At 63.9% G+C, this 22,689-nt stretch carries 21 protein-coding genes; 15 read left to right on the forward strand and 6 right to left on the reverse strand.

What is annotated here, in order from left to right:
• Positions 1-136: 136 nt before the first annotated feature.
• From ABWP22_RS04030 to ABWP22_RS04040, 3 genes are all read right to left on the reverse strand, one after another.
• Positions 137-1,156 (reverse strand): glycosyltransferase family 2 protein, encoded by a 1,020-nt coding sequence (locus ABWP22_RS04030; RefSeq protein ID WP_353198660.1) that lies wholly within the window; start codon positions 1,154-1,156, stop codon positions 137-139.
• Positions 1,065-1,943: a hypothetical protein gene (locus ABWP22_RS04035; RefSeq protein ID WP_353198661.1), complete on the reverse strand. Its 879-nt coding sequence runs from the start codon at positions 1,941-1,943 to the stop codon at positions 1,065-1,067. Before ABWP22_RS04035 ends, ABWP22_RS04030 begins: the two co-directional genes overlap by 92 nt.
• 138 nt (positions 1,944-2,081) lie before the next feature.
• The gene (locus ABWP22_RS04040; protein ID WP_353198662.1) at positions 2,082-3,506 is read right to left on the reverse strand and encodes a right-handed parallel beta-helix repeat-containing protein; all 1,425 of its coding nucleotides are present in this window, start codon (positions 3,504-3,506) and stop codon (positions 2,082-2,084) included.
• Positions 3,507-3,592: 86 nt separating this feature from the next.
• Here ABWP22_RS04040 and ABWP22_RS04045 point away from each other — a divergent pair, with 86 nt between their 5' ends.
• The 11 genes from ABWP22_RS04045 (at position 3,593) to ABWP22_RS04095 (ending at position 15,531) form a co-directional block, all read left to right on the forward strand.
• Positions 3,593-4,093, forward strand: coding sequence for a PaaI family thioesterase (locus ABWP22_RS04045; RefSeq protein WP_353198663.1), 501 nt, complete (start codon positions 3,593-3,595; stop codon positions 4,091-4,093).
• Positions 4,086-5,198, forward strand: a complete 1,113-nt coding sequence (zapE, locus tag ABWP22_RS04050) for a cell division protein ZapE (RefSeq protein WP_353198664.1) — start codon at positions 4,086-4,088, stop codon at positions 5,196-5,198. The genes ABWP22_RS04045 and zapE overlap by 8 nt, the downstream gene beginning before the upstream one ends.
• Positions 5,199-5,454: 256 nt before the next feature.
• A complete protein-coding gene (gene mdh / locus ABWP22_RS04055) occupies positions 5,455-6,417 on the forward strand; it encodes a malate dehydrogenase (RefSeq protein WP_353198665.1) in 963 nt (320 codons plus the stop codon).
• Between the two features lie 27 nt (positions 6,418-6,444).
• Complete coding sequence (locus tag ABWP22_RS04060) at positions 6,445-6,714, forward strand: antitoxin (protein WP_353198666.1); 270 nt, start codon at positions 6,445-6,447, stop codon at positions 6,712-6,714.
• Positions 6,711-7,094, forward strand: a complete 384-nt coding sequence (locus ABWP22_RS04065; protein WP_353198667.1) for a PIN domain-containing protein — start codon at positions 6,711-6,713, stop codon at positions 7,092-7,094. The genes ABWP22_RS04060 and ABWP22_RS04065 overlap by 4 nt, the downstream gene beginning before the upstream one ends.
• A 67-nt stretch (positions 7,095-7,161) precedes the next feature.
• Positions 7,162-8,361: an ADP-forming succinate--CoA ligase subunit beta gene (gene sucC, locus ABWP22_RS04070; RefSeq protein WP_353198668.1), complete on the forward strand. Its 1,200-nt coding sequence runs from the start codon at positions 7,162-7,164 to the stop codon at positions 8,359-8,361.
• 1 nt (position 8,362) lies between these two features.
• Entirely contained in the window at positions 8,363-9,247 is an 885-nt protein-coding gene (gene sucD, locus ABWP22_RS04075) for a succinate--CoA ligase subunit alpha (RefSeq protein WP_353198669.1), read from the forward strand.
• A 112-nt stretch (positions 9,248-9,359) separates the two neighbouring features.
• Complete coding sequence (locus ABWP22_RS04080) at positions 9,360-12,173, forward strand: 2-oxoglutarate dehydrogenase E1 component (protein WP_353198670.1); 2,814 nt, start codon at positions 9,360-9,362, stop codon at positions 12,171-12,173.
• A gap of 13 nt (positions 12,174-12,186) precedes the next feature.
• The gene (gene odhB, locus ABWP22_RS04085; protein WP_353198671.1) at positions 12,187-13,467 is read left to right on the forward strand and encodes a 2-oxoglutarate dehydrogenase complex dihydrolipoyllysine-residue succinyltransferase; all 1,281 of its coding nucleotides are present in this window, start codon (positions 12,187-12,189) and stop codon (positions 13,465-13,467) included.
• 16 nt (positions 13,468-13,483) lie between these two features.
• The gene (gene lpdA / locus ABWP22_RS04090; RefSeq protein ID WP_353198672.1) at positions 13,484-14,878 is read left to right on the forward strand and encodes a dihydrolipoyl dehydrogenase; all 1,395 of its coding nucleotides are present in this window, start codon (positions 13,484-13,486) and stop codon (positions 14,876-14,878) included.
• 101 nt (positions 14,879-14,979) lie between these two features.
• Positions 14,980-15,531 carry a phytanoyl-CoA dioxygenase family protein gene (locus ABWP22_RS04095; protein ID WP_353198673.1) on the forward strand — a complete coding sequence of 184 codons (552 nt, stop codon included), beginning with the start codon at positions 14,980-14,982 and terminating at the stop codon, positions 15,529-15,531.
• Between the two features lie 92 nt (positions 15,532-15,623).
• On the opposite strand, the gene ABWP22_RS04100 is transcribed toward ABWP22_RS04095, so the two are convergent.
• Positions 15,624-16,325 (reverse strand): DUF4336 domain-containing protein, encoded by a 702-nt coding sequence (locus tag ABWP22_RS04100; RefSeq protein WP_353198674.1) that lies wholly within the window; start codon positions 16,323-16,325, stop codon positions 15,624-15,626.
• 210 nt (positions 16,326-16,535) lie between these two features.
• Between ABWP22_RS04100 and ABWP22_RS04105 the strand changes: the two genes are divergently transcribed.
• The gene (locus ABWP22_RS04105) at positions 16,536-17,138 is read left to right on the forward strand and encodes a hypothetical protein (protein WP_502951081.1); all 603 of its coding nucleotides are present in this window, start codon (positions 16,536-16,538) and stop codon (positions 17,136-17,138) included.
• Complete coding sequence (locus ABWP22_RS04110; protein WP_353198676.1) at positions 17,138-17,770, forward strand: trimeric intracellular cation channel family protein; 633 nt, start codon at positions 17,138-17,140, stop codon at positions 17,768-17,770. Before ABWP22_RS04105 ends, ABWP22_RS04110 begins: the two co-directional genes overlap by 1 nt.
• On the opposite strand, the gene sppA is transcribed toward ABWP22_RS04110, so the two are convergent.
• A complete protein-coding gene (gene sppA / locus ABWP22_RS04115; RefSeq protein WP_353198677.1) occupies positions 17,755-19,647 on the reverse strand; it encodes a signal peptide peptidase SppA in 1,893 nt (630 codons plus the stop codon). The genes ABWP22_RS04110 and sppA overlap by 16 nt on opposite strands.
• 94 nt (positions 19,648-19,741) lie before the next feature.
• Entirely contained in the window at positions 19,742-20,566 is an 825-nt protein-coding gene (locus ABWP22_RS04120) for a DUF815 domain-containing protein (RefSeq protein WP_502951082.1), read from the reverse strand.
• Between the two features lie 153 nt (positions 20,567-20,719).
• On the opposite strand from ABWP22_RS04120, the gene yajC reads away from it, so the two are divergent.
• Positions 20,720-21,076 carry a preprotein translocase subunit YajC gene (gene yajC, locus ABWP22_RS04125; protein WP_353198875.1) on the forward strand — a complete coding sequence of 119 codons (357 nt, stop codon included), beginning with the start codon at positions 20,720-20,722 and terminating at the stop codon, positions 21,074-21,076.
• 6 nt (positions 21,077-21,082) lie between these two features.
• Positions 21,083-22,678: a protein translocase subunit SecD gene (gene secD, locus ABWP22_RS04130; protein WP_353198679.1), complete on the forward strand. Its 1,596-nt coding sequence runs from the start codon at positions 21,083-21,085 to the stop codon at positions 22,676-22,678.
• The last annotated feature ends 11 nt before the right edge of the window (positions 22,679-22,689 follow it).

Genomic DNA, 22,689 nt, shown 5'->3' on the forward strand with positions numbered 1-22,689 from the left:
ACGGCGATCGATCCGCTGGCTCTGACCGGGCGCAGATGGAAGGCGGAGCGGCTTGGCGCAGGGCTTGGCTGGCTCGGGTAGATCATTCATCCCACAGGATGCGCACCCTGATGGAAACCATTCCGGATAGCGGCCCTCAACGACGAAGGGCGGCAAGCAACCAGTCCGCTGCAGCTTTGGGCTGCCAAGGCTGAAGCCGCAATGCCGCCGCACAATGCTTGCGGGCGGCGCCGAAATTGCCGACCTTGCGATGCTGCGAACCAAGCACGATGTGGTGGAATGCCAGCACCGCCGGGCGCGCAGCAAAAAGCGCGGCGTGTTTGGCGATGATCATCTCGCGGGCCTGGATGCGCTTGGAGACGTTGCGCGTCATGCTGTCGGCGCTGTCGTGGGCTATCGCCATCGCGGTTGGAATATAATGAAAGCGGCAGCCATTGGCGGCAAGCCGCAGCACAAATTCCCAGTCTTCCAACGCCGGCAAGCTTTCATCCGGGCCGCCAACACGCTCGACGATACTTTTCCGCATCGCCATCGTCTGGGAGGAGATGATGTTGCCGTTCATCAATTCCCCCAGCATATCGTCCACCGGGTGCCAGCCCGTCGGCGGAAACAGGCGACCAACCTCGCCAAAGCGCTGGTCGAGCTGGCAGAAGGAGAAATCGGCGTCGGCAAGTCCGGCGACATGGGCCGCCAGCAGTTCAGGCGCCATTTCGTCGTCACTGTCGAAGAATGCCACCAGCGGTGCCCGTGCCACCCTGATGCCGGAATTGCGGGCTGCCCCCAGGCCGCTGTTCTTGACGTGCTTCCACACGGCAATCCGGGGGTCTTGATAAGTCTCCATCAGTTCGAGCGTGTTGTCGCTGGAGCCATCATCCAGGATCACCAGCTCGAAGCTGTGCAGGGTCTGCGCCAGCACGGTCTGCAAGGCGCGCTCGAGGATCCAGGCGCGATTATACGTGCACAGCACCACCGATATTTCCGGCGAGGCAATGGTGGATGGACGAATGCAGACGGTTTCCAAATTATATCCCCTGGCGGGAAAAGCGGACATCCATCTCGGCAGTTCAGTCTTTATAGACCACGACCATATTGTTGTTGGTGCGCTCGTCCTGATGGCGGTGCAGGCGGGCGACCTGAACGCGATGTCCGGCAGCACCCAAAACGTCCTTGAAGCGCTTCAAATCGAAAATATTGACATCTTCGATGATATAGATGCCACCCTTGGCCAGCCGATGAACGCTGTTTTCGAACAGGCACAGGCCTGCATCGAACGTGTGCAAGCCATCATCGATCATCAGGTCGAAATCGTCGCCGCCGACCTGCTCCCACAATGCCCGCACCGATTTTGCATCGGTCTGATCCACGTAAAAGGTGCTGATTCGATCTTCCTTGAACAGCACGTCGCGATCGATATCGGCACCCACAACATCGGCATTGGGGAAATAATCCCGCCACATGCGGTGCGAAGCACCCGGCTTGCCGTGCACTCCCATGCTCGACGGCAGATCGGGGTTGTTTGTACCAAGCCCGCATTCGAACACACGGCGGACATGGGCCCGGCGATGCGCAAACAGCAGGCCGTAGAGTTCGGTGTAACTATGTGCCGGCCAAACATAGGGCTTGGTCGAGGCATCAATATTGCCCTTGTCGGAGCCATATTTGTCGCACAGCAGCGGCAATTCCGGATTCTGGTGCAGCGTATTGTAGATTTCCATCCGGTGGACCGCGCCGCTTTCAAGCGCCAACGACGTTTTTGCCACGGCCCGGCGATACCACCAGCCCTGCAGAGCCCCGTTCAGCAGCGCCTTGTCGAGCGACTTAACAATCGACTTCATCTCGGATCCTCTTTCGCGTTGGTGTCCGTCCTCAGACCGTTCTGCCGGGGGTGCGACGCAGGCGATCTGTCGCGCGAGCCAACTATTTGGTTTGACGGTAAACGGCAAGCCTCAACAATTTAAAATTATCGCCATTTGTTTATGGTCGGCAGGGCTTCGTCCAGCGTGGCTGGCCCGATCCGTGGCTGCATATCCCTGCGGCGCGGGCATGGCGTGGGTGCCCGTTCCCGGCCCACCCCGCTGGGGTTACGGGAAGGCGGCATTCACCAGCGACTGCGCCTTTTGCCACAATTTTTCCAGTTTGGTTTCGGCTGCGGGCCCAATGACAGCTGGAGCGGCAGCCGCCAGCGACAGTGCCTCCTGCCACAATTTTTCGACGTTGGTTTCCGCTGCTGCTGGCCCAATGGCGGCCGGATCGGCGCCTTGGCGATTGCGGCCGGCCTTGGTATCGGGCCGTATCGCAAAGGCACTTGCCGGATAGTCATTGGCTTCAAACCGTCCCGCAAAGCGTTTGCCCGGATTGATGCCGTCGGCCGACGCTCGCGGCGTGTAGATGAAATTGTTGCTGTTTCGCACGGTGGCCGTGGGTTCAATCAACAGACCGCTGCTGATGTTGCCGTTCAACACGCCGCTGCTGCTGCGGCGAAACATGATGGCTGGCACATAACCTGAACCGGTGCGCCCGGTCGGATCGGCGGGTTGTGTGCCAACGAACGCATGCGGCGCGGCGATCACCGTGTTGTTTTCAACCACGGCATCGCGAACATCGCTCATCGAGATGCCGTGCGGCGACGATCCGTAATAGATGTTGTTGATGATCCGGAAGTCGCGGTGAAAGCCCAGCGGAAGCGTTCCGGATTCGAAATCCTCGGCCCGCGCGAAAATGCCCTGAACCGACTGATCGAGCCCGCTCATGAACAGATTGCCACGGATCTCGACCGCCGACGATCCCGTCGGCCGATCACGGGTCCAGAACTGGATCATGTCCGGATGCTCGCCCCGATCATATCGCGGCTGAAATCCCTGAAACTGGTTTTGGCGAATGGCCAGTCCATGGCAATTGCTGATCTGGATCCCTTCACGCAAATCCAGAAACCTGTTGCCGGAAACAACAACACCAGCCGTGTCCATCAGGGCAATGGCGGTTCGGATATGGCGAATTTCCGTTCCAGCCAACAGGATGGCGCGCGCGCCTTGTGCCCGGATGCCAACGCCTTCCTCATCACGCGGCCCCTGAGCTTCTGTGGTGCCGACAATCAGCAGATTGCGCAACTGGATGCGACTGGCTTTGGTGATCTGCACGCCCACGGTCAATCCGGGGCCGGTGTTCAGGATGGTCATGCCCTCCAGCGCCCAGCCCTGCGCCTTGGTGCCGAACCCGACGCCATCAATGCGGGCACCACGCGGCCCGGATATGGTCACCACTGCGCCATTGGTGCCGGCATTGATCAGCAATTTTGGATAGTAACCGGGTGCAAGCACGATGCGACTGCCCGGCGCGGCCGATCTTACCGCTGAGGCCAGATCATCGCCGGTCGCAACATTGATCACGGCGTTGGCATCCGCGCTGGCGGCGGTTGCGCCACCAAGCTGGCCGCAACCCGTCAGCAACGTCAGCGTTGCCAGCAGTATGAAGGGCGCTGGCAACAATCGACCTGGATGCTGTTTCATGGCGGAAAGTAATAGGGCCATGGCACCAAATTGTCACGCATGGACTGTCTGGACGGTCGCTGTTCTGGGCGCTAACCGTGGCAATCATGGCACGCGAAACTTTCACCGATGGCCCCAATGCTGGCTGGACCTGCTGGCGCCGTGATCCCGATGGGCGCTTCGCCTCGATGCTGGGCGATTTCTTTTTCCGCGAAGGGCTGCGCGGGGTGGAATGCCGCATGGAAACCGCGCGCAAGCACAGCAACGGCCTGGGCTATCTGCATGGCGGCTTCATCATGTCATTCATCGACATGGCGATGTTCGCCTTCATTTTCCGCCAGTTGGAAAACAGCGCCGCGGTCACGCTCAGCTGCGCCACCGATTTCCTGTCGGCCGGCATCGTCGGCAAGCCGATCGAGGCCCACGGCGAAATCCTGAAGGAAACCGGCAAGATGCTGTTCGTGCGCGGGCTGGTGACCCAGGACGGTGTCAATCTGGCCAGCTTCACCGGCACGATGCGCAAGATCCCGCGTGTGGCGCGGCCCAGCGGCGAAGGCCATGCGACACGGCCGGGAGAACAGCAGTTGCGGGAAACCCAGGTTGACTGATGTTCAGGGCCGTTATCAGGCGCTGCTGGCATCGGGCGAACTGAAGGCCGACGCGGCGCAGGCCGGCGTGGTGGCGCAATTGGCCGCGCTGGAATCCGCATTGGCGCAGCCGGTGGCAACGCCGGGCCTGTTCGGCCGCCTGTTGGGCAAATCGCCGCCGCCGGCGCCGGCGGGCCTCTATATCTGGGGTGGGGTGGGTCGCGGCAAATCCATGCTGATGGATCTGTTCTTCGCTGCCTCCAGCGTCCGCCCCAAGCGCCGGGCGCATTTTCATGAATTCATGGCCGATGTGCATGGCGCCATCCACGCCCGCCGCCAGGCCGGCGATGCCGACCCGTTGATCAGTGTGGCACAGGCCATTGCGGCATCGGCGCGGCTGTTGTGCTTCGATGAAATGCAGGTGAAGGATATCGCCGACGCCGCCATCCTATCGCGCCTGTTCACCGCCTTGCTGGCACGCGGTGTGACGGTGGTGACGACCAGCAACCGGCCGCCGGCCGATCTCTACAAGGATGGTCTCAACCGCCATCTGTTCCTGCCGTTCATCGATCTGCTGCAGGCGCAGATGCAGGTGATCACCCTGGATGGTCCGACCGATTATCGCCTGGCACGCCTGTCCGGCACGCAGACCTGGCATGTGCCGAACGGCCCAGCGGCCAGCGCCGCGCTGTCTGCGGCCTTTTTCCGGATGACGGATTATCCGCCGGAAGACCGCGCGCATGTGCCGACGGCCGAACTGGAATTGCCTGGCGGGCGGACGTTGCATGTGCCCAAATCGCTGAAAGGCGCCGCCGTGTTCAGCTTTGCGCGGTTGTGCCGGCAACCGCTGGGCGCGGCCGATTATCTGGCCATTGCGCGGCATTATCATACCGTCTTCATCGTCGGGATTCCCAGGCTGGGGCCGGAAAACCGCAATGAAGCGATCCGCTTCATCCACCTGATCGACGCGCTTTACGAGCAGAAGGTCAAGCTCGTCGCCGCCGCCGATGCGCGACCAGACCAGCTTTACCCGTCGGGCGATTCCAGCTTCGAATTCGAGCGCACGGCGAGCCGGTTGATGGAGATGCAGTCGGCGGATTATCTGGCGCTGGGCCATGGCGGCTGATTGGCCCAACCCCACAAGAGGATGGGTCATGCTGAACTTGTTTCAGCATCCATGGGACAATTGCCTCGCCAAGTGCGCATCGGGAGGCGCTGGCATCATGGATGCTGAAACAAGTTCAGCATGACTGGTTTCCCTTGAAGAGTGCCCGCTGCCTGCCAAATTCATGCGGATGAAGCATGCTGCGGTTGCACACAGCGCCGTGCCGCTCTATCCAGCCTGCGACATTCTGACCAACGCAACGGAAAGGCCCATTCCCATGGCTCGCAAGAAAATCGCCCTGATCGGCGCCGGCAACATCGGCGGCACGCTGGCGCACCTGGCGGCGCAGCGCGCGCTTGGCGATATTGTGTTGTTCGACGTGGTCGATGGCGTGCCGCAGGGCAAGGCGCTCGATCTGGCCCAGTGCGGCCCCGTCGAAGGCTTTGATGTCAGCCTGAAGGGCAGCAATGATTATGCCGACATCGCCGGCGCCGATGTGATCATCGTCACCGCCGGTGTCGCCCGCAAGCCGGGCATGAGCCGCGACGATCTGCTCGGCATCAACCTGAAGGTGATGAAGGCGGTGGGCGAAGGCATCAAGGCCAATGCGCCCGGCGCCTTCGTGATCTGCATCACCAATCCGCTCGATGCGATGGTGTGGGCGCTGCGCGAATTTTCTGGCCTGCCGCATCACATGGTGGTCGGCATGGCCGGCGTGCTCGATTCGGCGCGCTTCCGGCATTTCCTGGCCGACGAGTTCAAGGTGAGCGTGCGTGATGTGAACGCCTTCGTGCTCGGTGGCCATGGCGACACGATGGTGCCGGTGATCGAATATTCCACCGTCGCCGGCATCCCTGTGCCCGATCTGATCAAGATGGGCTGGTCCACCAAGGAGCGCATCGATGCCATCGTGCAGCGCACGCGTTCGGGCGGCGGCGAGATCGTCGCCCTGCTGAAAACCGGCAGCGCCTATTATGCCCCCGCCACCAGCGGCATCGAAATGGCCGAGGCCTATCTGTACGATCAGAAGCGCCTGTTGCCGTGCGCCGCGAACCTGTCCGGTCAATATGGCGTGAACGATCTTTATGTCGGCGTGCCAGTGGTGATCGGTGCCGGCGGCGTCGAGCGCGTGGTGGAAATCGCGCTGTCGGATGAGGCCCAGGCCAATTTCACGGTGAGCGTGGATGCGGTGAAGGAACTGCTCACCGCCTGCCGCGCCATTGATCCGTCGCTGGCATAAGGTCGGGATATACGGTATATACGGACCATGCCCAGCACAACCGCCCGCACGTTCAAATCCGGCAACAGCGAAGCCGTGCGCCTGCCCAAGGGCTATGGCTTTGGGCCGGGCACCGAAGTGCGGATCGAGCGAGAGGGTGGCCGCGTGGTGCTCACGCCCATCGACAGCGAGGCTGCGCTGTCGGAAAAGCGTCGGCGGTTTGATGCGATGATAGCCAGGATGGTTGCACTGGGGCCGGTGCCGGGCGGGGCGCAGCAGCGTGATGAATTCGAAGCCCCGGATCGTCCAGGGCTTTGATTTTCGTCGATACCAACGTTGCCATCGAATTGCGCGATGATGCCGCCAGTGCCGGTCCGCGTTTGGCAAGGATCACGCCGCAACCAGTCTTCTCGTTGATCACACGGATCGAGCTTGAAGCAGGTGTCGAACGGGTTGCTGTGCTGGCTGCGATGCGGCGCCAATTGCTCAACGAATTGCTTGCAGAAATAGAGGTTGTCATGCTGACCGCAGCCGATGTTGCCAGCTATGGCCGTATCATTGCGCAGTCCGGCTACGATCGGCGGCGGGTGCTTGATCGCCTCATTGCAGCCCAAGCCATCACCCGCAACGCCAGCCTGGTCACGGCCAACACCGCCGATTTCGCCGAAATCCCCGGCCTGAAACTGATCGCATGGTGAGGCTTGCCCGCATCATGCTGCACCGCCATAACCCCCACGCAGCGATTCAGCATTTGAGGCAGATTGCATGAACATCCACGAATATCAGGCCAAGGAATTGTTGGCCAAATTTGGCGTCCCGGTGCCAATCGGCTTCGCAGCGCTCAGCGTCGATGAGGCCGTGGCCGCCGTCGGCCAGCTGCCTGGCCCGCTCTATATTGTGAAGGCGCAGATCCACGCTGGTGGGCGCGGCAAGGGCAGGTTTGTCGAGCTGCCGCCGGAAGCCAAGGGTGGTGTTCGCCTGGCGCGGTCGGCTGACGACGTGCGCAAGGCGGCCACCGAGATGCTGGGCAACACGCTGGTCACCATCCAGACCGGTGCGGCCGGCAAGCAGGTCAACCGCCTGTATGTGACCGACGGCGTCGATATCGCCAAGGAACTGTATCTGGCCATGCTGGTCGACCGGGCGACCGGGCGCATCGCCATCGTCGCCAGCACCGAAGGCGGCATGGATATCGAGGATGTGGCCCACCACCACCCCGAAAAGATCCACACCATCGCCATCGATCCGGCAACCGGCATCATGCCCCACCATGGCCGCGCCGTCGCTGCCGCGCTGGGCCTGACCGGCGATCTTGCCAAGCAGGCCGAGAATGTCACCACCAAGCTGTATGGCGCCTTCATCGGCACCGATGCCAGCCAGATGGAAATCAACCCGCTCGCCGTCACCGATGATGGCAAGCTGCTGGTGCTCGATGCCAAGGTCGGCTTTGATCCCAACGCGCTCTATCGCCACCCCGATCTGGTCGCGCTGCGCGATCTGACCGAGGAAGACCCGGCGGAAGTGGAAGCCAGCAAGTACGACCTGGCCTTCATCAAGCTCGATGGCAACATCGGCTGCCTGGTCAATGGTGCCGGCCTCGCCATGGCGACTATGGACATCATCAAGCTGAACGGCGCCGAGCCGGCAAACTTCCTCGATGTCGGCGGCGGCGCCGACAAGGAAAAGGTGACCAACGCCTTCAAGCTGATCCTGAAGGATCCGGCGGTGCAGGGCATTCTCGTCAACATTTTCGGCGGCATCATGCGCTGCGATATCATTGCCGAAGGCATCATCGCGGCGGCCAAGGAAGTGCAGCTTTCCGTGCCGCTGGTGGTGCGCTTGGAAGGCACCAACGTGGAACTGGGCAAGGAAATCCTCGCCAGTTCCGGTTTGCCGATCGTGTCGGCAGACAATCTGGGGGATGCGGCGGCCAAGATCGTCGCCGAAGTGAAGAAGGCCGCCTGAGATGAGCATCCTGGTCAACGCAAACACCCGCGTCATCACGCAGGGTTTCACCGGCAAGCAGGGCACGTTCCACAGCGAACAGGCCATCGCCTATGGCACCAAGGTCGTCGGCGGCACCGCACCGGGCAAGGGCGGGCAGACCCACCTGGGCCTGCCGGTGTTCGATACCGTGGCGCAGGCGCGGGAAGCCACTGGCGCGGATGCGTCGGTGGTTTATGTGCCGCCGCCAGGCGCGGCAGACGCGATCTGTGAAGCCATTGCCGCGGAAATCCCGCTGGTGGTGTGCATCACCGAAGGCATTCCGGTGCTGGACATGGTGCGCGTCAAGCGCGCGCTGCAGGGCAGCAAGACCCGCCTGATCGGGCCGAACTGCCCCGGCGTGTTGACGCCCGGCGAATGCAAGATCGGCATCATGCCCGGCAATATCTTCCGCAAGGGCAGTGTGGGCGTCGTCTCGCGCTCCGGCACGCTTACCTATGAAGCCGTGCACCAGACCAGTGCGGTCGGCCTGGGCCAGACCACAGCCGTGGGCATTGGCGGCGATCCGGTGAACGGCACCAATTTCATCGACATGCTGGAATTGTTCCTCGCGGATGAGGCTACCCAGTCGATCATCATGATCGGCGAAATCGGCGGCGACGCCGAGGAGCAGGCCGCCCAGTTCCTGATCGACGAAGCCAAGCGTGGCCGCAAGAAGCCGATGGTCGGCTTCATCGCCGGCACCACCGCGCCGCCCGGCCGCCGCATGGGCCATGCCGGCGCGATCGTTTCCGGCGGCAAGGGCGACGCCGCATCCAAGATGGCTGCGATGGAAGCCGCTGGCATCCGGGTGTCACCGTCGCCGTCCTTGCTCGGTGAAACCCTGATCGAGGTGCTGAAGGGCTGAATTGGCGATGCCCGCCATGTTGGGGAAACATGGCGGGCATGCGGCAGTTTGTCATGACATGTGGTTCATGTGCCGTTACAGACAAAATGACGACGCGTTCGAGGAAGTGAAGATGGATATCGAAGCCCTGCTGCCAGGCCCCGAAGATCGGCCGGGGCCAAGCTGGGCTCGGCCGAACTGGCCGATCCTGCCGGGCGATGATCTGACCCGGGGGTTGGATGCCGCGGGGATGTTTGCCGACAATCCCGCCAAGGTGGCAGCGCGCGCGGCCGGCGTGGCGGCGGCCAGCGGCGCCAGCCCGGCCGATGTGGCGCGGGCAGCGCAGGATTCGATCAGCGCGATGATGCTGCTGCGCACCTATCGCGTGCGTGGGCACCTGGCGGCCAATCTCGATCCGCTCGGGCTTTCCACGCGCGATCTGCCAGCCGATCTGACGCCCGGCTGGCATGGCTTTGGCCCGAACGATCTTGATCGCCCTGTCCATATCGGCGGCGCCCTGGGGTTGCAGACTGCCACCATCCGCGAACTGGTCGCGATCCTGCAGCGCAATTACTGCGGCAATGTCGGCCTCGAATATATGCACATCAACGATGTGGAGGAGCGGCGCTTTCTGCAGGAAAAGTTCGAAGGCCGTGACAAGGACATCAACTTCACCGCCAACGGCAAGCGCGCCATCCTGAACAAGCTGCTGGAAGCCGAACAGTTTGAAAAGTTCCTCGGCCGCAAGTTTGTCGGGACCAAGCGCTTCGGTCTGGACGGCGGCGAATCGATGATCCCGGCGATGGAATCGATCATCAAGGTCGGTGGCCAATTGGGCATCACGGAAATGGTGTTCGGCATGCCGCATCGCGGCCGGCTGAACATGCTGGCCAATGTGATGCAGAAACCGTTCCGCACCATCTTCCATGAATTTGCCGGCGGATCGTCCAATCCCGATGATGTCGGTGGATCGGGTGATGTGAAATATCACCTCGGCACCAGCACCGATCGCGAATTCGATGGCAACAAGGTGCATCTGTCGCTGGTCGCCAACCCGTCGCATCTTGAAGCTGTCGACCCCGTCGTGCTCGGCAAGGTGCGCGCCATCCAGGATCTGGTCGGCGATACCGATCGTCGCAAGGTGATGCCGGTGTTGCTGCACGGCGACGCGGCGTTTGCCGGGCAGGGCATTGTTGCCGAATGCTTCGGCTTTTCCGGCCTGATCGGTTATGGCACCGGCGGCACCATCCATTATGTGGTGAACAATCAGGTCGGCTTCACCACCAGCCCGCAGTTTGCGCGATCATCGCCTTATCCGTCGGACATGGCGAAGATCGTGCAGGCGCCGATCTTCCACGTGAATGGCGATGATCCCGAAGCCGTGACCTTCGCCACCAAGGTCGCCACTGAATTCCGCCAGCGCTTTGGCCGCGACGTGGTGATCGACATGTGGTGCTATCGCCGGTTCGGTCACAACGAAAGCGATGAGCCGAGCTTCACCCAGCCGCTGATGTATGCCGCCATCGGCAAGAAGAAGGCCGTGAGCGAGCTTTATGCCGAGCGTCTGGCGCGCGAAGGCGTGCTCACGGCTGGTGATTATCAGGCGATGATCGACCAGTATGTGAACATGCTGGAGGATGAGTTTGATGCCGCCGCCGGCTTCAAGGCCAACGAAGCCGACTGGTTCGGCGGGCGCTGGGCCGGGTTGGGCCGGCCCAAGGAAGGCATTGCCAGCCGCCGCGTCGCGATGACCGGCGAATCCATCACGCAATTGCGCGAGATCGGCAAGGCGCTGACGCAGGTGCCGGATGGCTTCAACATTCACCGCACGCTGGCGCGTGTCCTCGATGCCAAGGCCGAAATGTTTGCCACCGGTGCCAACGTCGACTGGGCGACCGGCGAGGCGCTGGCGTTTGGTACCTTGCTGAAAGACGGGATCAATGTGCGTCTGTCGGGCCAGGATGTCGGCCGCGGCACCTTCAGCCAACGCCATTCGGTGTGGACCGACCAGAAGGACGGCAGCCGTTATGTGCCGCTGAAATCGGTGGGTCCGGGCTTTGATGTGCTCGACAGCCCGCTGTCGGAATTCGGCGTGCTCGGCTTTGAATATGGCTATGCGCTGGCCGATCCCAAGACGCTGACCCTGTGGGAAGCGCAGTTCGGCGATTTCGTGAACGGCGCGCAGACCATCATCGATCAGTTCATCGTGTCGGGCGAAATCAAATGGTTGCGCGCCAACGGGCTCGTCATGCTGTTGCCGCACGGCTATGAAGGGCAGGGGCCGGAGCATAGCTCGGCGCGCATGGAGCGCTTCCTGAGCCTTTGCGCCGAAGACAATATCCAGGTCGCCAATTGCACGACGCCGGCGAATTTCTTCCATCTGCTGCGCCGGCAGATGCTGCGCGATTTCCGCAAGCCGTTGGTGGTATTCACGCCCAAATCGTTGCTGCGCCACAAGCGCGCGGTGTCGACCCTGGCCGACATGGGGCCGGCGACGACCTTCCACCGCTGCCTTGACGATCTGGCACCCTGCAGCCCGGAAAAGATCCGCCGGCTCGTGCTGTGCACCGGCAAGGTCTATTATGATCTGCTCGATGCGCGCGAAAAGGAAAGCCGCGACGATGTCTATCTGCTGCGGGTGGAGCAACTCTATCCGTTCCCCGGCGACGTGGTCAGCGAATATGCCGCGAAGTTCCCCAATCTGGAACAGGTGGTATGGGCGCAGGAAGAGCCGCAGAATGGCGGCGCCTGGAGCTTCGCGGCGCCTTTGATCGAGGCCTGCCTGGGCCGCCGCCCGCTGTATGCCGGCCGCGCGCCGGCGGCGGCGACAGCCACCGGCCTGCTCAAGCGCCACAATGCCGAACAGGCCAAGCTGGTCGCCGAAGCGCTGGGGGCCACCAACACGCAAGTTGCTGCCGCAATCCGCAGCGGCGCGACGGAAAATTGAGAGAGCATAGATCATGGCCGTTGACGTTGTTGTGCCCACCCTGGGCGAATCCATCACCGAAGCCAGTGTTGGCCAGTGGCTGAAGCAGCCCGGCGATGCGGTGGCCGCCGATGAGGCCATCGTGGCGCTGGAAACCGACAAGGTGGCGGTGGAAGTGCCGTCGCCCGTCGCTGGCGTGATGGGCGAGCAATATCACCAGACCGGCGATACGGTGACCGTGGGTGCGCTGCTGGCGCGGATCGAGGCCGGCGCCGCGGTGGCGAGCGCGCCACCAGCCCCGGCAGCGTCCGCACCAGCCGTCACCGTCGAATCCGTGGTGCCGGAACTGGCCGCGTCCGATGCGATGATCGCCACCGGCCATGCCGCCGCACAGGCCGGCACCGCGCATGAAGCGATCAGCCCGGCGGTGCGTGGCTTGATCGACAGCTATAATCTCGATCCCGCCAGCATCAGCGGCACCGGCAAGGATGGCCGCTTGACCAAGGGCGATGTGCTGGCCGCGATCGAGGCCGGCACGGCGCGGGTCAATGCCCCGGCAAGGGCTGCGGCTCCGGTGGCCGCAGCGCCTGCTGTCGTCTCCGCTGCCCCTGCCGCGCGCCGGGAAGAGCGCGTGCGGATGACCCGCCTGCGCCAGACCATCGCGCGCCGCCTGAAGGAAGCGCAGAACAGCGCCGCCATGCTGACCACATTCAATGATGTGGACATGAGCGCGGTGATCGAGGCGCGCGCCCGGTACAAGGATATGTTCGAGAAGAAGCACGGCGTGCGCCTCGGCTTCATGTCGTTCTTTGCCAAGGCGGTGGTGCTGGCGCTGAAGGATGTGCCGTCGGTGGGTGCTGCGATCGAAGGCGACGAGATCGTCTACAAGGATTATGCCGATCTGGGCGTGGCGGTGTCGTCGCCCGGCGGCCTTGTGGTGCCGATCCTGAAGGATGCGCAGGCCAAGAGCTTTGCCACGATCGAAAAGGAAATCGCCGATTTCGGCCGCCGCGCCCAGGCCGGCACGCTGACCATCGCCGACATGCAGGGCGGCAATTTCACCATTTCCAATGGCGGCGTGTTCGGCTCGCTGCTGTCCACGCCGATCCTCAACCCGCCGCAATCGGGCGTGCTCGGCCTCCACCGCATCGAGGACCGGCCGGTGGTGCGCGATGGCGCCGTGGTGGTCCGCCCGATGATGTACATGGCGCTGAGCTATGACCATCGCCTGATCGATGGCCGCGAGGCGGTGACCTTCCTGGTGCGGGTGAAGGAAGCCATTGAAGACCCGGCGCGGCTGCTGATCGACCTCTGACAGAAAGGGCCTGACCATGGCCACTGAATTTGACGTGTGCGTCATCGGCGGCGGCCCTGGCGGCTATGTGGCGGCCATTCGCGCGGCGCAACATGGCCTGAACGTGGCGTGCATCGAAAAGCGTGCCGCGCTGGGCGGCACCTGCCTGAATGTCGGCTGCATCCCATCGAAGGCGCTGCTGAACGGCAGCCATCTCTATGAGGAACTGGCTGGCGGCCATCTCGCCAAGTTCGGCGTGAAGGCCGACAATGTCTCCTTCGATCTCTCCACCTTGCTGGGGGAGAAGGACAAGGCGGTGAAGGAACTGACCGGCGGCATCGCCATGTTGTTCAAGAAGAACAAGGTGGAATGGATCAAGGGTGCGGCCAGCTTCGTCGATGCCAAATCGGTGCAGGTGGACGGCCGCACCATCACCGCGAAGAATTTCATCATCGCCACCGGTTCCGAAGTCGCGCTGCTGCCCGGCATCACGCCGGATGGGGAGGTGATCATCACCTCCACCGAAGCGCTGGCGCTGCCAAAGGTGCCCGGCCATCTGGTGGTGATCGGCGGCGGCTATATCGGCCTGGAAATGGGCAGTGTCTGGCGGCGGCTTGGCGCCAAGGTGACCGTGGTGGAGTATGCGCCTCGCATTGTGCCGGCGATGGATATCGAAGTTGCGGATGCGTTCGCGAAGATCTTGAAGAAACAGGGCCTTGAGCTGAAGACCTCAACCAAGGTGGTGAGCGTGGCGCGTGATGGCGGCGGCGCGGTGGTGACGGTGGAGCCAGCGGCGGGCGGCAACAGCGAGACCATCGCGGCCGATATCGTGTTGCTCTCGATCGGTCGGCGGCCCAACACCGATGGCCTCAATCTGGGCGCGACCGGCCTGGCGGTGGACGCCAAGGGCCGCATCCCCATCGATCACCATTTCGCCACCAACGTGCCCGGCATCTGGGCGATCGGCGATGTGGTGGAAGGCCCGATGCTGGCGCACAAGGCCGAAGACGAAGGCTTGGCCTGCGCCGACAATATCGCTGGCCTCGCCGGCTATGTGAACCATGATGTGATCCCGGCCGTGGTCTACACCCACCCGGAGGTCGGCACGGTCGGCAAGACCGAGGAAGAGCTGAAAGCCGCGGGCGTCGCCTACAAGGTCGGCAAATTCCTGTTCGCCGCCAACAGCCGCGCCAAGACCAACCGCGACACCGATGGCTTCGTGAAGATACTGGCCGATGCGAAGACCGATCGCGTGCTGGGCGTACACATCATCGGCGCCTTGGCCGGCACGATGATCGCCCAAGCCGCGCAGGCGATGGAGTTTGGTGCGTCTTCCGAGGACATTGCGCTGACCTGCCATGCGCATCCGACGCATTCGGAGGCGCTGAAGGAGGCGGCGATGGCGGTGACGGGCAAGCCCATCCACATGTGATGGTGGTGGGCCGCGAAGAGTTGGAACGGGATGGCTGCCTGCTGGTCAGTGCAGCTGTGGCCAGTCCAGCACTCACGTGGCTTGCGGATCATTTCGGAGCGGTGAGGGCAGGCGCGCGGGTTTCGATCAGCGACACCGCACTGGGCGAAGTGCTGGCCGCGATCACTGGCATTGTAGCGCCGCTGCTGCCGGGGGCCCGGGCCGTACGCGCCGTCTGGTTCGACAAGACGCCGGATGCAAACTGGCTGGTGCCCTGGCATCAGGATCGCACCATCGCCGTGCGCGAACGCCGCGACATTCCCGGTTATGGCCCGTGGTCGGTGAAGCAGGGCATTTGCCATGTCGAACCGCCCTTTCACCTGCTGGCGGCGATGTTGACGGTGCGCCTGCACATTGATGATTGCCCGGCCGACAATGCGCCGCTGGAAGTCGCCGTCGGCTCGCATCACAAGCGGGTCACTGCCGGCGCAAGTGCCAATCAGGCCGAGCAATATCCACGGCAACTGTGCCTGGCAACGCCCGGCGACCTGTGGGTATATCGCACGCCGATCCTTCACCGATCCGCGCGGGCCATATCGCCGGGCCGGCGGCGCGTGCTGCAAATCGATTTTTGTGCGGTTGAATTGCCGGCTGGGTTGAACTGGGCAGATTGAAAGCCGACCGCATTTGAGTCGATCGGAGATCAGGCCTTTGCGCAACCCAAATGACGCTGCGTTTGGTCCGGAGGGCGTCGCCAGTCTTGAATTCAGAGCCAGCCAAAGGCGCGGGCAATGAAGGCTTGTCCGTCATCCAGCACGGGCGGTGCGTGCGCCATCACGACTTTGTCTGCCGGCCAGATCAGGACGCGATTGATCGATGCGCGGGCAGCGGCGCGATCAATGAAGGCAGCGCGGAACTTGCGCGGCACCTGCGGTTCAGCTTCGGTCATGAGATCGAGCCGCGCCACAAGCGCCCGCCACCCGGCCAACGATCCAGGCGCGAATTGCTGGATCAGATCGGTGAACAGCACCGTGCGGCTTGCAAAGTGAAAGAATACAACCTCGGTGGTGATCAAGTTGCCGCGGATCACGACCTGATCAAGATCGGCCGCCCATGGCGAACCGCCGCCATCGACCAGATCGCCATCAAAGGCGACATCGGGGCGCTTTTTGCGAAGGCCCGGCGGTGCGTGGACCTTGGCCTTCGGGTAGGCAACTTGCCACTCGTGCAGGAACAGGTGGTGCAGGCTGTTGGGCGCCACGAGGTGGCGGACCTCGTCGAGCGCTTCGACCTCGGCACGCAAAGCCGACGTCAGCGCCACCGGTGACCACACCAGAAGGCCGCCGCTCGACAGGCGAACTATGGCTGCCCGCGTTGGGTAGCGGAAGCCAGCCACATCCACTTCCACGCCATCGGCAAGCCAGATGCCATCGCCGAACTGCTGTAACGCTGGAGTGGGCGTTTCCATGAGCGCCGTTTATCGACCGCGTGACCTTGTCTTGCAAGCGCGGGCCAGGCGTTGATCTCAACTGACGGGGACTGGCACCCATTCCCGTCGTACGGCGGTGGCGCGCCAAGGCGACGCAGAGGTGACGGGCCGCGCCGGCCCCGCTACACCCACCTTATGCTCTCCCCCCGCGCCACCCGCACCGTTCGTTGGCTCCATCTGTGGACTGGCGTGATCATTGGTATTCAGATCATCCTGTGGGTGGCGTCTGGCCTGGTGATGGTGGTGCGCCCGCTGGAGGTGGTGCGCGGCGATGACGTGCGGCGTGACAAGCCCGCGCTCATCATGCCAGTCGGGCTGCCGGCGCTGACGGGCGTCGAGAAACTGGAACTGGGCCAATTGCTGGGCAAGCCGGTTTGGAAAGTGACGGACGGGCAGGGCAAGCGGCTGCTGGATGCGGTGACGGGCCAGCCCATCGCCATCACCACCGCGCAGGCTGAGGCTATTGCTCGCGCTGGCACCACGCTGACCGGGCCGGTCACGGTGACGGCGATCACCCCCGCCAACCCGGCCAGCGACTGGCGGGATACGGCGGGATACCGCGTGGAATTTGCCGACGACATCCGCGTCTATATCAACAGCCAGGGCGAGATCGGCGCGGTGCGGACGCCGTGGTGGCGCTTCTATGATCTGTTCTGGGGCCTGCACATCATGGATTGGCAGGATCGCGAGAACACGCACGGGCCAGTGATCATCGCGGCTACATTGGTGGCGCTGGGCGTCGTGCTCTCGGGCGCGCTGCTGACGATCAAGCATTTCTGGCGGCGCCGCTGATGGCCCCTCCGCTGCCGCTGCCGCCGCTGGAGCCTTTGCTGGCCGTGCTCGACATGGCTGGCGTCGCGGTGTTTGCCGTGTCCGGTGCGCTGGCCGCCGCGCGGATCAAGCAGACCATCGTGACCTTCGCCTTCTTCGCGGCGGTCACCGGCATTGGCGGCGGCACGCTCAGGGATCTGTTGATCGGCGCGCCGGTGTTCTGGGTGGGGCGGTCGGACTATCTCGGCATCTGCTTGGTGGGCGCAGCGGCGGTGTGGCTGCTGCGCGCCGATCGCTGGCGTCTGAATGCGCTGCTGTGGTTCGACGCCGTCGGTCTGGGTGCCTATGCCGTGTTGGGGGCGGCCAAGGCGCTGAGTTACGGCGTGCCGGCGTTGCCGGCGGTGGGCATGGGCGTGCTCACCGCTAGTTTCGGCGGCATCGTGCGCGATCTGCTGGCCGGCGAGCCGTCGATCCTGCTGAGCAAGGAAATCTATGTCTCCGCCGCCGCGCTGGGGGCCGGGACCTATGTGGGCCTGACCCTGCTGGGCTTGGGCCTGTGGCCGGCGGCGATCATCGGTGCCACAGCCGGCTTTGGCCTGCGCGCGCTGGCAATTGCCACCGGGCTGTCGTTGCCGGGTTACCGGGACGATTGAGCCAGGGCGGCGAGTTTGCTGACCGTATCGGCGCTGGCGCGCGCCGTGGCCGGGCGCGGGCTGCCGGCGGCAGAACATTCCAGGCAGGCCGCCTGGATCGTGGCGCCGCGGCCTGATGCCAGGAAAGCGAAATCCGCCATGCTGCTCAGCAGGCGCTGGCGTGAGGCCAGCAGCAGCCTTGCCCACGGATCGCGCGCCTGTTGTTCGGTCTCGCTGCTGCCAAAGTTCTTCAGCGCCTTGACCCAGGCCGGTTCCGGCTTTTCGATATCGATCACCCGCACCTCGCCCTTGATGCCGGCCTTGCGCGCCGCAGCGGCGATGGCCGCATCCAGCCCGCCCATCGTGTCGACCAGCTTCAGGCGCTGCGCCTCCGTGCCGGCCCACACGCGGCCCTGCGCGATGCGATCGACTTCGGCCACGGGCAATTTTCGCGCCTTGGCGACAAGATTGATGAACTGCTGATAGGTGTTTTCAACGCCCATCTGCAGCACCTGGCGCACTTCGGGCGACAGGCCGGCGACCACATCGGGTTCACCGCTGTAGGGGGTGGTCTTCACGCCATCGCTGTTGATGCCCAGATCGTTCAGGGCCCGCGGGAAGCTGGGCAGGATGGCGAACACGCCAATCGAACCCGTGATGGTGGACGGCTGCGCGAAAATCTCGTCTGCCGCGGTGCCCACCCAATAGCCGCCGCTGGCCGCCACCGGGCCAAAGCTGGCGACCACCGGCAGGCCACCGGCCTTGGCGCTGATCAGGGCAGCACGGATTTCCTCCGATGCCGTCACCGAACCGCCACCCGAATCGACGCGCACCACCAGCGCCTTGATGCCGGGGTTTTCGTTGAGGGCTTCTTCCAGGGCATGGCGGATGGTGGTGCTGCCGGCGGTGCCACGCGGCGCTTCGCCATCGACGATGTTGCCGCTGACATAGACGACGCCGACCGCGTCGCCGCCGTTCTTGTCCTGGCTGGCGGTGGCGCTGAGATAATCGGTGAGCGTAACGCCAGCGTAATGGCCCCAATATTCAAGATCGCCGTCGCCAACCAGCTTGACCATTGCGGCATCAAAATCGTCACGGCTGGCGAGTTGATCGACCAGCTTGGCATTCAGCGCCGCGCGGGCACCATCGCCGCCGGCCTGGCCGAGCCGCTGCGGCAGTTGCGCGATGAACGACGGCACATCGGCCGTGGGGCGCAAGCGCTTCACATCGGCGAGCCAACTGTTCCACAGGCTGCTGGCCAGCGCCTGATCGGCGGCCTTGGCTTCGGGGGAAGCGCTGGCGCGGGTGTAGGGCTCCACGAAGCTCTTGTAGGTGCCGACGCGGAACACGTTGACATCGATCTGCAATTTTTCGAGCGCGCGGGCGAAATACAGCCGCGATCCGCCCGGGCCGGTGAAAATCACGCCGCCCAGCGGATTGAGCCAGATGCGGTTTGCACCCGCGGCCAGCAGCCAACTGTCATCGGAATAGGCGGTCGCCCAGGCGTGCACCGGCTTGCCGCTCTTGCGGAACCGGCCGATGGCTTCGGTCACCGCGGCGATATTGGCCTGGCCGCCGCCGGCAAACAGATCGAGATCGAGCACCAGCGCCTTGATGCGGCTGTCAGCGGCGGCGCGATCGATGCCGCGCACGATATCGCGCAGCTGCGCTTCGCTGCCGACATTGCCGCTGACCGTGTCGAACGGCGACGTCTCGCTGCCTTGATCCACGATGGCGCCATCCAGCGACACCACCAGTGCGCCGCTTTCCGGCACGGTGGCCGGCGAAGCGCCGGACAGCGCCGCCGAAACCGCGATGAAGAAAACCACCAGCAGGGCAAGGACCAAGAGATCCTTGATGCCAACGATGAAGCGCCAGATCAGGCCAAGTGTTTTCAAGAGAGCGTGCCTTCAGAACCGAATGTAGACCAGTGTCCTAGCAGGCTCGCACGCCTCGCCGCAACCGGCCCGCGCGTCATGCCGCAGCGGCGGGTTACAACCGGACGCCTTGCGCGCCGGCCTGTTCCACCGTGAACTGCCAAGCCACCCGCCCGGATCGTGCGCCGCGCGCCATTGCCCAGGCCAGCGCGGCAGCAGGATCAAACGCCAGGCCATGTGCCGCCGCATAGGCCGCACACATCGCCAGATACTGCGGTTGATCACAGGGGTGGAAGCCCAGCCGCAACCCGAAGCGATCGGCCAATGCCAGATGATCATCGGCGACATCGCGCGGGTTGATCGCATCGCCTTCATTTTCTTGCAGTGATCGCGGCACCAGATGGCGGCGGTTGCTGGTGACGATCAGGCGCAGATGGTCGGGCCGCGCCTGCACGCCACCATCGAGCAGCGAGCGCAAGGCATGGACGTCCGCCGCATCGGCGCCCAGCGAGACATCATCGAGGAACAGCAGAAACGGCCGATTCACCTGGGCCAGATGGCGGAACAGCAGGGGCAGGGTCGGCAACGCCGGCAGCATCAGTTGCACCAGGGCCAGATCATCGCCTTTGGCGAGCAGCTCGGCAACGACGCTGCGCGCCAGGCTGGATTTGCCCATGCCGCGCGCACCCCACAGCAGCACATCATGCGCCGGCAAGCGCTGGGCGTGGCGGCGGCTGTTTTCCAGCAGTGCCTGCGCCTGGGGGGCCACGCCCTGATACAGCGCCAGCGGCGTGGTACGTGCCGGCGGCAACGCCAGCAGGCCGGTGCCATCCCAGCCGAACCAGTGGCCAATTGTCGGATCGGCTGCCGGCGCCGGGGCCGGTGACAGGCGTTCCAGGGCGGCGGCGATGCGGGCCAGATGGGCGGCTTGGATTTCCATGCCCATCCGATAGCCAAAGCATCGCCACATGGGAACTGCCACCCGCCGGGGCCTGTGCGCCACGGTTGCGTGGCATGGTTGCGTGAGTGTGGGCAAGCCGCTAGAGCCCATGCCATCCGGTTTTCCGGTCGATTTTCCGAGAGCGAGACCATGATATTTGCATCCCCGGCCCATGCCCAGACAGCCGGCGCTGCCGCTGCTGGCGGCACTGCCGCCCTGATCGGCTTCCTGCCTTATCTGGCGATCTTCGGGATTTTCTATTTCCTGATCATCCGGCCGCAGCAGCAGCGGGTGAAGCAGCACCGTGCCATGGTCGACGCCGTGAAAAAGGGTGACGATGTGGTGACCGGCGGCGGGATCATCGGCAAGGCCATTCGCGTGACCGATACCGAAGTGGAAGTGGAAGCCGGCCCGAACGTGAAGTTCCGCGTGCTCAAATCCACACTGGTCGATGTCAAGTCGCGCGGCCTGACCGCCGCCAACGATGTTGCAACGGTCGGCAAGGAATAAGCGCTCGTGCTCGATTTTCCCGCGTGGAAGAACTGGTCGATCTGGCTGACTGTGCTCGTCTGCTTCCTGCTGGCGGTGCCCAACGCGCTGACGCCGTCGCAGATTGCGATGATCCCCGACGGCCTGCCGAAAAGCCAGTTGCCGCTGGGCCTCGATCTGCGCGGCGGCTCGCATCTGATGCTGGAAGCCACCGCCAACGAGGTTGAAAAGGCCAAGCTGGAAGGCCTGGAAGACACGGTGCGCAGCGAATTGCGCGTGGCCGAAGGCGGCGCGATTGCCGTGTCGGACCTGTCGATCAACCGCGGCCAATTGAGCTTTGCGGTGGGCGATGTCACCCGCGTCGATCAGGCCGTCGCCATCCTCAACAAGGTGACCGCGCCGCTGGGTGTCGGCGCGGCGCGTGAGGTCTCGGTCAGCCGCGGCAGCCTGCCCGGCCAGATCATCCTGCAACCAACGGCCGCCGGCATCAGTGCGGCTGTCGATGGCGCCATGGCGCAGGCTGTCGAAGTCATCCGCAAGCGCATCGACGAGCTCGGCACGCGCGAGCCGACCATTGTGCGGCAGGGCAAGACCCGCATCGTCGTGCAGGTGCCGGGTCTGCAAGACCCGGAAGCACTGAAGGCGCTGCTCGGCAAGACCGCGAAGCTGGAATTCAAACTGGTCGATGCTGCGGCCGATCCGGAAGAGGTCGCCCAGGGCCGCGCGCCGCCGGGCAGCCAGATCCTCCCGGTTCAGCAGGGCGGGCAGGTGGTGGTGAAGCGCCGCGCCATCATCACCGGCGATCAACTGGTCGATTCCCAGGTTTCCACCGATCAGAATGGTGCGCCAGCGGTGTCGTTCCGCTTTGATTCGACCGGCGGCCGGCGTTTTGCCCAGGCCACCACCGAGAATGTCGGCAAGCCATTTGCCATCATCCTCGACGGCATGGTGATTTCCGCGCCGAACATCAACGAGCCGATCCTGGGCGGCAGCGGCGTGATCAGTGGCAGTTACACGGTGGAAACTGCCAACGAACTGGCCATCCTGCTGCGTTCGGGCAAGTTGCCGGTGGAACTGAAGGTGGTCGAGGAGCGAACGGTCGGGCCCGATCTGGGTGCGGATTCGATCCGCGCCGGCGCCATTGCGTCGATCGTGGCGGTGCTGGCGGTTTCGCTTCTGATGATCCTCACTTACGGCCGCTTCGGCGTCTATGCCGTGGTTGCGCTGTTCATCAACATCATCATGATCCTCGGCATCATGTCGGCGGCCGGCTTCACGCTGACGCTGCCGGGCATTGCCGGCATGGTGCTGACCATCGGCGCGGCGGTGGACGCCAACGTGCTGGTGAACGAACGCATCCGCGAAGAACAACGCAAGGGCAGGGGCGTGATCGCCAGTGTGGAGGTGGGCTTCCGCGAAGCCACCCGCACCATCTGGGATGCCAACAGCCTGAACATCATCGTCGCCATCATCATGTTCCTGTTCGGCTCCGGCCCGATCAAGGGCTTTGCCGTGGTGCTGTCGATCGGCATTGCCACATCGGTGTTCACCGCGGTCACCTTGGTGCGCTGGATGGTGGCGCGCTGGTTGACGTCGGCGCGCCCCGCCACGCTCGACATCTGATCGGGAAAGGA

It is taken from the genome of Sandarakinorhabdus sp., assembly GCF_040398665.1.
GTDB lineage: Bacteria > Pseudomonadota > Alphaproteobacteria > Sphingomonadales > Sphingomonadaceae > Sandarakinorhabdus.